14 protein-coding genes are annotated in these 13,540 nt (G+C 65.0%); 7 read left to right on the top strand and 7 right to left on the bottom strand.

The window, feature by feature from the left end; all coding sequences use genetic code 11:
• Positions 1-126 precede the first annotated feature (126 nt).
• Entirely contained in the window at positions 127-732 is a 606-nt protein-coding gene (locus DK874_RS11370; RefSeq protein ID WP_114314138.1) for a DUF4388 domain-containing protein, read from the top strand.
• Positions 729-1,703 (top strand): HD-GYP domain-containing protein, encoded by a 975-nt coding sequence (locus DK874_RS11365; protein ID WP_114314137.1) that lies wholly within the window; start codon positions 729-731, stop codon positions 1,701-1,703. Before DK874_RS11370 ends, DK874_RS11365 begins: the two co-directional genes overlap by 4 nt.
• Here DK874_RS11365 and DK874_RS11360 read toward each other — a convergent pair.
• The 3 genes from DK874_RS11360 to DK874_RS11350 are packed head-to-tail and all read right to left on the bottom strand — an operon-like array spanning position 1,700 to position 5,229.
• On the bottom strand, positions 1,700-3,484 hold the full coding sequence (locus tag DK874_RS11360) for a menaquinone biosynthesis decarboxylase (RefSeq protein ID WP_114314136.1): 1,785 nt from the start codon (positions 3,482-3,484) through the stop codon (positions 1,700-1,702). The genes DK874_RS11365 and DK874_RS11360 overlap by 4 nt on opposite strands.
• Before the next feature lie 42 nt (positions 3,485-3,526).
• On the bottom strand, positions 3,527-3,856 hold the full coding sequence (locus DK874_RS11355; RefSeq protein WP_114314135.1) for a YraN family protein: 330 nt from the start codon (positions 3,854-3,856) through the stop codon (positions 3,527-3,529).
• A 20-nt stretch (positions 3,857-3,876) separates the two neighbouring features.
• A complete protein-coding gene (locus DK874_RS11350) occupies positions 3,877-5,229 on the bottom strand; it encodes a PASTA domain-containing protein (protein ID WP_114314134.1) in 1,353 nt (450 codons plus the stop codon).
• Positions 5,230-5,285: 56 nt separating this feature from the next.
• On the opposite strand from DK874_RS11350, the gene DK874_RS11345 reads away from it, so the two are divergent.
• Positions 5,286-5,828, top strand: coding sequence for an NAD(P)/FAD-dependent oxidoreductase (locus DK874_RS11345; RefSeq protein WP_114314133.1), 543 nt, complete (start codon positions 5,286-5,288; stop codon positions 5,826-5,828).
• 127 nt (positions 5,829-5,955) lie between these two features.
• On the opposite strand, the gene DK874_RS11340 is transcribed toward DK874_RS11345, so the two are convergent.
• Entirely contained in the window at positions 5,956-6,726 is a 771-nt protein-coding gene (locus DK874_RS11340; protein ID WP_114314132.1) for an SDR family NAD(P)-dependent oxidoreductase, read from the bottom strand.
• Between the two features lie 4 nt (positions 6,727-6,730).
• Positions 6,731-7,858: an alanyl-tRNA editing protein gene (locus DK874_RS11335; protein WP_114314131.1), complete on the bottom strand. Its 1,128-nt coding sequence runs from the start codon at positions 7,856-7,858 to the stop codon at positions 6,731-6,733.
• 19 nt (positions 7,859-7,877) lie between these two features.
• Between DK874_RS11335 and DK874_RS11330 the strand changes: the two genes are divergently transcribed.
• From DK874_RS11330 to DK874_RS11315, 4 genes are read left to right on the top strand one after another with little or no spacing between them, the layout of a single operon-like run.
• Positions 7,878-8,297, top strand: a complete 420-nt coding sequence (locus DK874_RS11330) for a HEPN domain-containing protein (protein WP_205387589.1) — start codon at positions 7,878-7,880, stop codon at positions 8,295-8,297.
• Positions 8,278-8,607 carry a nucleotidyltransferase domain-containing protein gene (locus DK874_RS11325; RefSeq protein ID WP_114314130.1) on the top strand — a complete coding sequence of 110 codons (330 nt, stop codon included), beginning with the start codon at positions 8,278-8,280 and terminating at the stop codon, positions 8,605-8,607. The genes DK874_RS11330 and DK874_RS11325 overlap by 20 nt, the downstream gene beginning before the upstream one ends.
• Positions 8,604-9,320 carry a pseudouridine synthase gene (locus DK874_RS11320; protein WP_114314129.1) on the top strand — a complete coding sequence of 239 codons (717 nt, stop codon included), beginning with the start codon at positions 8,604-8,606 and terminating at the stop codon, positions 9,318-9,320. Before DK874_RS11325 ends, DK874_RS11320 begins: the two co-directional genes overlap by 4 nt.
• A gap of 24 nt (positions 9,321-9,344) precedes the next feature.
• The gene (locus DK874_RS11315) at positions 9,345-10,478 is read left to right on the top strand and encodes a VanW family protein (RefSeq protein ID WP_114314128.1); all 1,134 of its coding nucleotides are present in this window, start codon (positions 9,345-9,347) and stop codon (positions 10,476-10,478) included.
• Here the strand turns inward: DK874_RS11315 and DK874_RS11310 are convergent.
• Positions 10,420-10,692 carry a cupin domain-containing protein gene (locus tag DK874_RS11310; protein WP_114314127.1) on the bottom strand — a complete coding sequence of 91 codons (273 nt, stop codon included), beginning with the start codon at positions 10,690-10,692 and terminating at the stop codon, positions 10,420-10,422. The two genes, DK874_RS11315 and DK874_RS11310, sit on opposite strands and share 59 nt — an antisense overlap.
• Positions 10,692-13,133 carry a type I DNA topoisomerase gene (gene topA, locus DK874_RS11305; protein ID WP_240307674.1) on the bottom strand — a complete coding sequence of 814 codons (2,442 nt, stop codon included), beginning with the start codon at positions 13,131-13,133 and terminating at the stop codon, positions 10,692-10,694. The genes DK874_RS11310 and topA overlap by 1 nt, the downstream gene beginning before the upstream one ends.
• Positions 13,134-13,540 lie beyond the last annotated feature (407 nt).

Genomic DNA, 13,540 nt, shown 5'->3' with positions numbered 1-13,540 from the left:
CCTGTTGGCCCACAACCTCATCCGCAGCCATGTCCTGCTGCAAATGGCTGGGGTGGAGCTTTAGGGTAGCAAACGAAGGAATCCTTTTCACAGGGTAGGCCTAAGGTGAACAAGGGAGGTTGGGTTATGGCCCTATTTGGAAGTTTAGATTCCTTACCCCTGGAGGAGCTCCTCCAGCTCCTCGCCCAAAAGGAAGGGGCCCTGGAGATTTGGAACCTAAAGGATATTCCCCCCACCATCATCTACCTTAAGCCCGGGTTCATCCGCTCCATTGACCAAAACGGCAAGCCCCTGGACCCCCTGATGGCCAAGGCCGTCTTGCAAGCCCTGATCCAGGCCCGGCAAGGGAGCTTTGAGTTCATCCCCGGGGCAAAACCCAAGCATCGGAGCCGCCTGAACTGGCCTCTGGAGAAGGCCCTTCTCCGCACCATCACCCTCCAGGACGAGCTGGAACGCTACCGCCCCTACCTCCCCCATCCCCGGGCCCTTTTCAAGGCCACCCTTATAGCAGGAAAGCATCTTTCCCAGGAAAGCTTTTTGCAAAGGGCCCTGCCCCACCTGGAGGGGGGAGCTTCCCCAGAAACCTTAGCCGAGGCCCTGGAAATGCCCCTAGACCTGGTGCGGTTTTACCTCTTCCGCCTGGAAAGGAAGGGCCTGGTGGAACGCACAGGGCAGATGGAAAGTGGCCGGAGTGGCCTCTTGACCTTGATCCTTAAGGGAGTGGGGCTATGAAACCCAGCGCAGCGTTTTCCCCCAAACGGGTGTTGTTGGTGGATGACGAGCCCATCCAGCGTCTTCTCCTCATGCGGGCCCTGGAACCCCTAGGGGTAGAGGTGCAGGAAGCCCGGAATGGCCAAGAGGCCCTGGATCTTCTTAAGGATGGCCTCCCCCAGGTGGTGCTCACCGACTTGCACATGCCGGTCATGGATGGCCTGGAACTCACCCGCAGGGTCAAGGCCCTTGATCCCCTTCTCCCCGTGATCCTCCTCACCGCCGACGGGGACAAGGAGGTGCGCCTAAGGGGGATAGAAGCCGGGGCCGACGACTTCCTGAACCGCCCCGTGGACCTCACGGAACTCCGGCTCAGGGTCCGGGGGCACCTGGAAAGGCGCCGGCTTCAGGAAAAGCTGGAGGACCTGGAAAGAACGCTTCTCGCCCTGGTGCGGGCGGTGGAGGCCAAGGACGCGTACACCGCCGGCCACGGGGAAAGGGTGGCCCAGTACGCCCTTTGGACCGCGGAAGAGCTAGGGGCCAGGAACGGGGAGCTGGAGGAGTTGCGCATGGGGGCTTTGCTTCACGACGTGGGCAAGATCGCCATCCCCGACCATATCCTGCGGGGCGACTACCCGCTCACGGAAAACGAGTGGCGCTTCATCCGCCAGCACCCGGTGAAGGGCGATGAGATCATCCAGCCCCTAAGGGCCTATGCCCGCCTGCGGCCCTACGTGCGCTGGCACCACGAGAAGCTGGATGGCTCGGGCTACCCCGATGGCCTTACCGATATCCCCCTCCTGGTCCAGGCCCTCACCGCCGCCGACATCTACGATGCCCTCACCAGCGTGCGCACCTACCGCAAGCCCTTGCGCCCCGAGGAAGCCTTAGGGGTGCTGGAGGAGGAAGCGAGAAAGGGAAGGCTCCACCGGGAGGTGGTGCGGGCCATGAAAAGCGGCCTTATCCGCAACCGGAGCTTGCGAACGGCCTAAAGGCCGTACTCCTCCCAACGGGAGTCCACCAGGGCTTTGATCCGGGCATCCATGCGGATGCGCTCGGGCCAGGTGCGGGTAAAGCCCTCCTCGGGAAGCTTGCGGGTGCCGTCCAGCACCAAGACCGGGCCCTCCACCCCCTGCATGACCCGGGCATCCCGCTCCGGGTCTATGTTGTTGAACACAGCCCAAAGGAGCTCCTCAGGGATCAAGAGGGTGCCGTGGTCCGCCAGGAGAAGAAGGCGGATGCCAGCGCTTTGCGGGGTGCTGAGGAGCCTTTCCGCCAAGGAGAAGGCCTGCCCTGGGCGTTCCTTGCGCAAGGCCACGCCCCAAATCCCCGGCCACTGGCGTTGGTCCTCCACCTCCAGAGGGGGTAGTTCCACATGCGCCCGGGGTACGAAGGGCACCTCTCCCCCCTCCTCGGGAAGCTTGCGGGTACCGTCCAAAATCAGCTTACCCCCGAAGGCCAAGCCGCGAGAGCTATGGTCTAGGACGTCCATGGGCCCCCTTAGAAGAAGGGTATCCCGACCAGGTAGGGCATGCTTAAGGGCCTCCTGAAGGGTCCTAAAGCCCGGCTTCACCGGCACGTCCCCGTCCACGGCCACGATCACCTTGGCGAACATCATCTGGCCTAGGCCCAGCATCCCATAGGCCACCTTGTAGGCCTGGCCTGGGTACTCCTTGCGCAGGGCCACGTTCACCCAGTTGTGGGCCACCCCCTCGGGGGGCATGTGGTAGTCCACCACCTCGGGGAGGACCAGGCGCAAGGGGGGCAGGAAAAGCCGCTCGGAAGCCTCTATGAGGTAGGCATCCTCCATAGGAGGCACCCCCACGATGGTGGCAGGGTAAATGGCCCTCCTGCGGTGGGTGATGGCGGTCACATGGAAGCGGGGGTAAAGGTCTACAGGGGTGTAGAAGCCGGTGTGGTCGCCAAAGGGGCCTTCCTCCACCAGGGGTTCTTCCGGGTCAATGTAGCCCTCCAGGACAAACTCCGCCTCGGCAGGCACCGGCAGGTCCACGGTGATGCCCCGGGCCAGCTCCACTGGGGCTCCCCGCAGAAAGCCCGCCAGGTGGAACTCGCTCACCCCGGGCAGGGGAGGCAAGGGGGCGGTGGCGGCGTAGGCGAGGATGGGGTCCCCCCCGAGGGCCACGGCCACCTCCAGCCTCTTCCCCAGTTTCCTGGCCTTCTCCAGGTGGCGGCGGCCCACCTTATGGAGTTGCCAGTGCATGGCGGTGCTCCTTCTGTCCAAGACCTGCATCCGGTACATGCCCACGTTGAGCTCCCCGGTCTCTGGGTCCTTGGTGATCACCAGGGGCAGGGTGAGGAAAGGCCCTCCGTCCAAGGGCCAGCACTTAAGGATGGGCAAGCGGGAGAGATCCACCGCTTCCCCCTTTAGAACCACCTCCTGGACGGGGGCCTTCCTGACCCACCTGGGGAAGAACCCCTTGAGGAGAGGAAGTTTGGGAAGAAGCCCCAAAAGGGCGGAAAGCCCCCCTTTGCCGGGCTTAAGGGCCAGCAAGGCTTCCACCTTGGCCGCAAGCTGGTCCAGGTCCTCCACCCCCAAGGCCAAGGCGGTGCGTTCCCGGGTGCCAAAGAGGCCGATGGCCACGGGGAAGTCCTTACCCACCACCCTTTCAAAAAGAAGGGCTGGCCCTCCCATCTTCACCATGCGGTCAGCGATCTCGGTGATCTCCAGCTCGCTGGAAACGGGTACCCTGATGCGCTTAAGCTCCCCCCTCCTTTCCAGGGCCAGGAGGTAGGCCTCGAGGTTCCTAAACACCCCCAAGCTTACCCAAAGGGGAAAAGCCCTGAGGAGGGCCGCCTACACTTCCAGCACCAGGTGCTCTATCCGGTGGGACCTTGGGGTGCCGTGGACCAGGATGGCCTCGAGCCTCACGGCAAGATCGTCCCGGCCCAGGAGATAGCGGGCGCTTTTCAGCAGGCGCTCCACCTTCCTCGGGGTGATGGCCTCCAAAGGGGCTCCAAACGCCCCCGAGCTACGTTGCTTCACCTCCACCACCACGTACACCCCCTCCTTCTCCATAAAGAGGTCCACCTCGCCAAAGGGGGTGCGGCGGTTGCGGCCCAGAAGCCGGTAGCCCCGCTCAAGAAGGTAGGCGAGCGCCCGGTCCTCAGCCCAGCCTCCCCGCATACTCGCCCCTTAGCCGAGGGTCAAGGAGCCCACTCCTGGAAGAGCTCCCCATCCAGGTAAAGGCGGAAACGGCCCTCCCCCACCACCTCATAGGTACCTGAAACCCTTAGGCCCTCCCGGCCCTCCCCCTCGTAGACCAGGTGCTCCCCCCGATCGTCCAAGAGCACCAGGCGCACCTGGCGGCCCTCCGCCTCCTGGGGAAGGTCCAGGGCCAGGGTCACGGTGCGGGCCTCGGGGCTCGGAGGCCGGGGAGGGTTCAACGCCCCCACCCGCACCTCTCCCCTCACCGCCACCCTTAGGCGCACCCCACTTCCCGGGGGCATGGGGGTTCCGGGGGCCGGCTCCTGGGCCAAAACCGTACCGGGAGGAGCGCCGGAGGGCACCTCCTCCACCTGGACCTGCAGGCCCATGGCGTTCAGGAGGAACAGCGCCTCCTTTTGGCCCAAACCCGTGAGCTGGGGCAGGGGCACCGTGGGACCCAGGGAAGCCCCTCGGGAGACCAGAAGGCGCACCGTGGCCCCAGGGGGCAAGGGGGTGCCGGGGGGGGGATCGCTGGCCAGGACCGTGCCCAAGGGCTCAGGGCTTTCCACCTGGGCCACCCCGGCCAGGCGGTACCCCAGCTGGGAAAGCCGGGCCTCGGCCTCCTCCTGGCGAAGCCCCTTCAGCTCGGGCAAGGGATTCAGCCGGGCCTGGTTAAGGGTGAGGCGCACGGTGCGCCCAGCCCTAAGGCGGGTCCCCGGTGGAGGGTCTTGGGCCAGCACCACCTCCTTGGGCTTGGCGGGGTCGTTCCCTTCCACCACCTCCAGCCTAAGCCCCGTATCCTTCAGGAGGAGAAAGGCCTCCCGGGCGGTTTTGCCCACCAGGTCCGGCACGGCGTACTCCGGGGGGTTGAAGTAGCGGTAAACCCCTTGGGAAAAAAGCCATAGCCCCAGGAGGAAGAGGAGAAGGCCCGGGGCCACCCCCAGAAGAAAGCCAGGCCGAAGGCGGGAGGGAGCCTGGGCCAAGGCCCGCCGGGCAGGCCCCAGGGGCCAGGGGGAGAGGTAGGCCACTCCTTCCTCGGCCATGGCCAGGTGCTCCGGGCCGAATCCCAAGGGAGCCAGGGCCTCCAGAGCAGCCCTAGGCGGCGCTTTCCGGGCCAAGGGACGCTCGGGGAAAAAGGCGTAGTAGCGCCCAGGCTTGGCGGAAACCACCGCCTCCACAAGCCCAAGCTCCTCTAAGCGTTTGATGGCCGCCCGGTACCGGTAAAAGCGCTCCTTGTCCTCGGGGGTGCGCACCTGGAAGAAGAAAACCACCCCGCCCTCCACCCGATAAAGGATGGTCCCCTCCCTTTCCTCGAGGGTCTCCAGCACCGGGTAGCGGTCGTCCAGAAGCATGCGTGCCCGATTATACTCCCCCAAGGGAACCCCCAAACCCCTATACTCTAGGTGGTATGTGGGATGTTCTCGTGGTGGGTGGTGGCCCTTCTGGTCTTTCTGCGGCCCTTTTCCTGGCCCGGGCCGGGCTTAAGGTCTTGGTGTTGGACGGCGGGCACTCCAAGATCAAGCAGGTGAGCCGGGTGCCCAACTACCCGGGCCTTTTGGATGAGCCCTCTGGGGAAGAGCTGTTGGAAAGGCTAAAGGAGCACGCCCGCCGCTATGGGGCCGAGATCCGCAAAGGGGTGGTCAAGGGGGTGCGGGACCTGGGAGGGGTCTTTGAGGTGGAAACCGAGGAGGGCATGGTGGAAGCGGAACGGCTTCTTCTTTGCACCCACAAGGACCCCACCCTGCCCTCCCTTCTGGGCCTAACCCGAAAGGGCGTCCACATTGACACCGACGAGATGGGGCGCACCAGCTACCCCCGGGTCTATGCCGCTGGGGTGACCCGGGGCAAGGTGCCGGGGCATGCCATCGTGAGCGCAGGGGACGGGGCTTATGTGGCCGTGCACCTCATCTCCGACCTGCGGGGAGAACCCTACAAGGACCACGCCACGTAAAACCGAGACCCCACCCCCAAGATGAGCCCCACAGAAAGGCCCATCCGGGGCCCCCGTCCTGGCGCAAGCCAAGACGGGGTGGGATGTCCGGGGCCCCCACCCTGGCGCAAGCCAGGGTGGGGTGGTATCACACTGGTCTTCCCGCCATCATGAAACTGGCCGTCATGCCCCCATCCACCACCAAGATGGCCCCGGTGATGAAGCTGGCCTTCTCCGAGGCCAGGAAGAGCACCGCCTCCGCCACCTCCTCCGGCTGGCCCAACCTCCTTAGGGCATGCAGGTCCTCCCAGTCCCTTTGGGTCTTCTCGGGGTCCTGGGAAAGGGCGATGGCCTCCAGCACCGCTTCCGTGGCGATGGCCCCCGGGGCCACGGCGTTCACCCGGATGCCCAGAGGGGCCAGGTCCAAGGCCAAGGACCGGGTAAGGTTGACCAGCCCCCCCTTGGAAGCGTTGTAAGCGGCGTTCTCCTGCTCGGCAAAGAGCCCCTGGACGCTGGCCACGTTCACGATGGCCCCCCCACCCACCTTGGCCATCTCCCTGGCCGCCAGGGCGGAAAGGTGCATGGGGGCGGTGAGGTTGACCTCCAAAGTCTTTCGCCACTCAGGAAGCTTCACGGTAAGGGCCGATCCTGGGGCGCTGGTGGCGGCGTTATTCACCAACACGTCCACCCGCCCCAAGGCCCGGGCCGCCTCCTCCAGGAAACGCACCCGGTCCCTCTCCTCGGCCAGATCCGCCTGCACGAAAAAGCCCCCCACCTCCTCCGCCACCTCCCGCCCCTCAGGGCGGAGATCACACAAGGCCAAAAGGGCCCCCTCCCGGGCAAAGGCCCGGGCGATGGCCCGGCCTATGCCCCGGGCAGCTCCCGTTACCAAAACCCCCTTCCCCTCAAAAAGCCCCATGCCCTTAGCTTACGAGGCCCGGGTCCAGGGCCTCGGCCACCCTTTCCTTGGGCAGGCTCCCCTGCACCACCTCCTTCCCCCCGCCCTTGGCTCCCAAGGCTTGAAGCCTTTGCAAAACCGCCTGCCGACCTGGGCCAAGGGTGGCAAAGCGCCCTTCGGAGGAGAGGAGCAAAAAGGTCTTGTCGCTCCAGGAGAGGAGCCTCTTGGCCAGGTCTCCCAAGACAGGGGCCGGCACCAGGAGCACCCCCTCCGCCAGGGCCCGGGGCAGGAGGGCCTCCACCAAGGCCTCTTTAAGCTCCAGGTTCTCCCCCTTCAGGGAATAAAGCTCCTCCTGAAGCTTGCGCACGGGCTTTTCCAGCTCCAAAGGGCTGGTGGAGAAGGAAAGGGCCAGGCGGGAAAGGAGGGCGTGCTTGGCGTGGTAGTCCTCCAAGGCCTCCCAGCCGGCCATGAAGTAGACCCGGCTTCCCCCCTTGTACCGCTCCCACTTCAGGACCTTGATGGGCCCCGCCTGGGCGCTGGTCCTAAGGTGGGTGCCCCCGCAGGCCGCCAGGTCAAAATCCCCGATCCTAACCAGGCGCACCCTGCCCTGCACCTTGGGAGGGCGCCTTAAGGGGTAGCGGGCGAGCTCCTCCTCCGAAACCCAGAAGGCCTCGATGGGAAAGTCGGCGTACACGGCGAAGTTGGCCAGGGCCTCGGCCTCCTTGACCTTGGCGTCTTGGGCTTCCTCCTCGAGGTCCACCGTGGAGATGGGGCTATCCAGGCTCACGGCCACCGTGTGGTACCCGCCGGCCCGCAAAAGGGCCTGGGAGAGGATGTGCTGGGCGGTGTGGCGCTGCATGTGGCGAAAGCGCCGGTTCCAGTCAACCTCTCCCTCCACCTCCACCCCCTCGGGGACGGGGGCCTTAAGGCGGTGCACCACCTCCCCAAAGGCCTTGGCCTCCTCAAAAACGTGCTCCACCCGCACCTCGCCAAAATCCCCCCTCAAGACCCCCGTATCCGCAGGCTGCCCCCCGGACTCGGGGTAAAAAAGGGTCTGGGAAAGCACGGCATAGTGGCCCTTTGCGTCGCTCCAAGCCCGTACCACCCGTGCCCGGAAGCGGGTGGCGTAGCTATCCTCCTGGTAAAGCCTCATGCCCTTTAGAATAAGGAGGATGGCGCCCCTGGACTGGGAGGAGTGGGCAAGATGGCGGGCCCAGGCCCAGCACACCCTGGCCTCCTCCAGAAAGGACCTGAGGGAAGGGGATTACGACTGGGCCAGTTTCAAGGCCCATCAGGCAGGGGAATACGCCCTTAAAGGCCTCCTGCGGGGGCTGGGGCAGCCCGCCTTTGGACACGCCCTGATCCGCCTCATCCAGGCGCTGAAGGAAGCGGGGCACGAGGTTCCCGAAGCCTTGGAAGAGGCAGGGCGCACCCTAGACGCCCATTACATTCCCGCCCGCTATCCCGACGCCTATCCTGAGGGAAGCCCTTACGAGTACTACACCCGGGCCCGGGCTGAAGAGGCCCTAAGGGCGGCCGAGAGGATCCTGAAATGGGCGGAGGAGGTTTGGAATGAACTCAAAAGCCCTTAGGCGGCGCATGGCTGCTTGGGAAGCCCTTTTGGAGGAGGCCCGGGCCTACGCCAAGAGGGTGCGGGAAACCCTGGGAGAGGCCCAGGTTTACCTCTATGGCTCGGTGGCCCGGGGAAGCTTTGGCCCGGAAAGCGATATAGACCTCCTGGTGGTCTCCCCCCACCTGCCCAAGGACCCCTTGGAGCGCCTCCTCCTCCTCCAGAGCCTGAACCCGGGCCGGGTGGAGGCCAAAGGCCTAACCCCCGAGGAGTTTGCCAAGGAAAAGGCCAAAGGGGCCTTGTGGTGGCTGGAAGGGGCCTTGGAGCTATGAAAGGGGAAAGGCTGGATAGGCTCCTCGCCCGCCTGGGCCTAGGAAGCCGCAAGGAGGTGGCCCGCCTGGTGCGAAGCGGAAAGGTGGTGGTGGGAGGCCGGGTGGTCCAGGACCCTGCCTTTCCCGTACCCCCAGGGGCGCGGCTCGAGGTGAACGGCCAATCCCTGGCGGTGCGGCGCCATCACCATATCCTCCTGCACAAGCCGGCAGGATACGTGACCAGCCGCCAGGAAGGCCCTTCGGTTTATGCCCTCCTGGAAGGCTTTCCCACCCGGGACCTCTCCCCCGTGGGCCGCCTGGACAAGGACACGGAAGGCCTCCTCCTCTTCACCACCGACGGCCAGCTCCTCCACCGCCTCACCCACCCCCGGCACAAGGTGGAAAAGCGCTACCTGGTCCACCTGGAACGCCCGGCCACCTGGGAGGACCAGAAGGCCTTCAGCCAAGGGCTTCTTTTGGACGGGGAAAAGCTCCTCCCGGCAGAACTCACCTGGCAGGAGGACCCCACCTGGGTGGAGCTGGTCCTAAGGGAAGGCCGCTTCCACCAGGTGAAGCGCATGTTCCAGGCCCGGGGCAACCGGGTCCTCTACCTGAAGCGGCTCTCCTTAGGCCCCCTTACCCTGGGCGACCTGCCCAAGGGCCAGGCCCGCCACCTCCTTCCGGAAGAGGAGGAGGTCCTATACCGGGCGGTGGGACTTTTCACAGAAACCTAAAAGGGCTTTGCATACACTATCTACATGTTGCGCCGTATTGGCTGGATTTCCCTCCTTGGCCTAGCCCTTGCGCAGACCGGATCCGAAAGCCCCCCAATCGCCGCCATCCTGGTGGTAGAGGAGGACGTCATTGAAGAAGGCCAGCTCCGCACCTATGTGGGTAGCCAAACCCACCCCGTAGCCTCCGAGAGAGAACTGAGAGCGCTTCTAAAAAGGCTGGTACGGAAGGCAAGACCTCCCCGGTTCATCTTCCAAGATGGCCGTTGGCGGGGCGTGGAGAAAAAGGGCATCGCCTTTGACGAGGCCGAGGTCCTAACCGCCTACCGGGAGGCCCTTAGCAGGGGTCGCAAGAGCTTCCGCTTACCTGCCCGCTACACCCCCCCAAGCCCAAACCTAAGGGAGCTTTATGCCCTAGGGGTACGGGAGCACCTGGCCACAGGGGAAACGGACTTCCGGGGCTCCAGCCGGGAACGCACCCATAACCTGCTCCTGGCCTCCAGCAAGCTGGATGGCCTTCTGATTCCCCCAGGCACCTTCTCCTTCAACCAAGCCCTGGGACCCGTCACGAAGGAGGAAGGCTATAAGGAAGCCTTCGTAATCGTAGGGGATCGCACGGAACAGGGGGTGGGGGGTGGGGTTTGCCAGGTTTCCACCACCCTCTTCCGCGCCTTTTTCTTGGCGGGGCTTCCCATCCTGGAGCGCCACGCCCACAGCTACCAGGTGGCCTACTACAAGCCCACGGGCCTGGATGCCGCGGTGATCCAGCCCTACAAGGACCTCAAGGTGGTGAACGACACCCCCGGCTATATCCTGGTGCAACGCTCGCTTCAAGGCACCACCCTCCGTTTCCACCTCTTCGGCACCAAGGACCGGGAGGTGCGCTGGGAAGGCCCCTTCATCTCCGACCAGAAACCACCCCTCCCCCCAAAGGAGATCCCGGACCCCTCCCTACCCCCCGGCGTGCGCAAGCAGGTGGACTTTGCCGCCGAAGGCGCCAAGGTGGAGGTGCGGCGCACGGTGCGCTACCGGGATGGGCGGGTGCGGGAGGACAAGGTGGTCAGCGTCTACCGCCCCTGGGGTGCCGTCTATCTGGTGGGGCCTACCCCACCTCCAAAACCACCGCCCGCTCCACCGGCACCAAGCGGTGGGGCTCCGTGACCCGGGCCGCCTCCCCCCTTTTCAGGTGAAGGTACCGGCCTCCCGGCAGGTCAATGACCAGCTCCCCTTCCAACACCAGGTAGAAACCCTGGCCCTGGCGTTCTTCCCCTTGGGAAGCCTCGATGGCCAAGGTGTAAGCCCGCACCGGCAGGCCGGGGACCTCTACCCTCCCCTCCCGGGCCAGGCGCAGGAGGTGGAGTTTGAAGCTTTCCATCAGGTAACCGCCTCCTTCCTGGCGCGGCCCTTTTTCATCCGCAGCTTGAAAATAGCCCGCCGGGCCAGCCTGGCCGCCTCCGGGGAAAGGGGTTCACCCAGGAACAGGGCCTCCGCCGCCTGGCGCTCCTCCGGGGTGAGTTCCCTCAGGAAGGGCTTTAGCTCCTCCCAGTCCTTAGGGGGTTTGGGTGGGGAAGCCTCCTGGACCTCTTCCTTAGCCTTGGCCCCGGGGCGGCCTTTGCCCCTGCCCCTAGCCCCCTGGGCGAAGGCCTTGGGGGACGGGACCAGTTTGGGGTCATGGGCCGGGCAGGCGGGGTTTATGCAGGCCCCTTCCCCTTTCTTCACCAAAGGCCAGCCGCAGGAAGGGCAGGTTTGCTCCAAAAGGGGATAAAAGGAAAGGAAATCGCAGGCGTTGTTCTCGCACTTGTAATAGGGCTTACCCCGGCGGCTTCGCTTCTCCAGAACCCGGCTTCCGCACTTGGGGCAGGCATGCCCCGTGGGCTCGCCGTCGTCCCGGGTGTAGTCGCACTCGGGGTAGCCGGAACAGGCAATGAAGCTCCCATACCGCCCCTCTTTGCGCACCAGGGGCCTTCCGCACTTGGGGCAAGCCTCCCCGATGGGCTCGGCCTCCTTCTTCTTCTCCAGGGGCTCGGTGTAGGTGCACTCCGGGTAGCCCGTGCACCCCAGAAACTGCCCATAGCGGCTTACCTTTAGCTCCAAAGGCCTTCCGCACCGGGGGCAGGTCTTCTTGGGTACCTGGGCCAGTTCTCCCAAGAAGGGCTCGTAAAATTCCCAAACCACCTTGGGCCAGGGGGCTTTTCCCTCCTCCACCTGGTCCAGACGGTCCTCCATGCGGGCGGTAAACTCGTAGGCCACCACCTGGGGAAAGCGCTCCTTCAGGTAATGGGTCACCTGGCGGCCCAAAGGGGTGGGCAGGAGGGCGCGCCCCTTGCGCACCATATACCCCCGCTTCTCCAAGGTTTCCAGGGTGGGGGCATAGGTGGAAGGGCGGCCAATGCCCAGTTCCTCCATGGTCTTCACCAAGGTGGCATCGGTGTAGCGGGGTGGGGGTTCGGTGAAGTGCTGCTTTGGCACCATCTGCACCGGTTCCGCCTTCTCCCCCTCCGCCACCTCGGGCAAGACCCCGGCTTCCTCCTGGTCTTCCCCCGGCACCTCAGAGGAGGTGGCCTCCCGCCCCCAGGCCTTTAGGTACCCCTCAAACTGCAAAACCGAACCCGAGGCCCGGAAGGTAAAACGGGGCTTGGCCGTTAGGTCCTGCAACAGGACCACCGTCTGGTCGTAAAGGGCATCCCCCATCTGGCTGGCCACAAAACGGCGCCAGATGAGGTCATAAAGGCGGTACTCCTCCTCGGAAAGGTACTTCCTCACGCTCTCTGGCGTACGCCTGGCATCGGTGGGCCGGATGGCCTCGTGGGCGTCCTGCACCCCCTCCTTGCGGTTGCGATAGATCCTAGGGGCCTCCGGCAGGTACTCGGAACCAAACATTTGCTGGATCACTTCCCGCGCCACCCCCAAAGCCTCCGGGGACACCCGCACCGAATCCGTGCGCATATAGGTGATGAGGCCCACCGTGCCCTCGGGAAGATCCACGCCCTCATACAGGCGCTGGGCGATGCGCATGGTGCGGCTTGCTGTGTAGCCCAGGCGGCTACTGGCCACCTGTTGCAGGGTGGAGGTGGTGAAAGGGGGTGGGGGGGATTTGCGCCGCTCCTTGGTCTCCACCCGGGCCACGCGGTAGGCCTCTCCCCAAGCCTCCTCAGCCAGGGCCCTGGCCTGGGCCTCCGTCGCCAGGTGAAGCTTCCCCTCCTTCTCCCCCTGGCCAGCCCAAAGCCGCCTGCCTTCCACCTCGTAGAGGATGGCGGAAAGCCTCCTGTCCTGGCCCAGGGTGAAAACCCCCTCCAAGGTCCAGTACTCCTCCGGGCGGAAGGCCTCGATCTCCTCCTCCCGCTCCACCAGAAGCCGCAGGGCCACGCTCTGCACCCGGCCAGCGGAAAGGGCCCGCTTGCGGAACTCCAGGGAAAGGAGAGGGGAAAGGTTGTAGCCTAAAAGCCGGTCCAGCACCCGCCTGGCCTGCTGGGCGTCCACCAGGTTCTGGTCAATGGGCCTCGGGTGGGCCACCGCCTGGCGCACCACCTTGGGGGTGATCTCGTGGAACTCCACCCTTAAAGGCTCACTGGGATCCCGGCCCAGAAGCCGGGCCACATGCCAGCCGATGGCCTCCCCTTCCCGGTCGGGGTCGGTGGCGATGAGGAGGCGCTTTCCCCTAGCGGCCCGCTTTAAGGCCTCCACCACCGGCTTCTTGTCCCTCTTCACCTCGTAGGTGGGGGCGAAGTCTCGCGCCACATCCACCCCAAGCTCCCTCTCCGGCAGGTCGGCCACGTGCCCCAGGCTGGCCCGCACCTCATACCCTGGCCCCAGCATCTTCTGGATGCTCTTGGCCTTGGCAGGAGACTCCACCACCACCAAGGTGGCAGCCTGGGAAGAGGCCTCCTTGGGCCCCTTTTCCAAGGGGCCTTTGGTCTTGGAAGGGCTCACCCCTTTCGCCCTCGGCATCGCCCCCCATTTAGGAACCTTTGGCGCTTCTTGTCAAGACAGAAAGCCCAGAAGGCTTAGACCGTCCCGCCTTAGCACCCCATTAGCCATCCCGCCCCAAAGGGTAGTTGCCCAAATGGGCAAACTTGGCTAAGAGACTGTCGTAAAAACCTCCTTATCCAGCCTATGCGGCCCTTGCCAGCCGCTTTAACAGCAAGCGTATCATACCTAGGTACATCCAGGCTTCCGTTACCTCAGGGTGGTACTCGTAATCCTTCCCCAGCCGTCGGTTTCGT

Origin of the sequence: Thermus caldifontis (genome assembly GCF_003336745.1) — a bacterium.
Classification (GTDB): Bacteria; Deinococcota; Deinococci; order Deinococcales; family Thermaceae; genus Thermus; species Thermus caldifontis.
The sequence above is the reverse complement of the archived record's forward strand: the minus strand, read 5'-3'. Positions and strand labels throughout refer to the sequence as shown.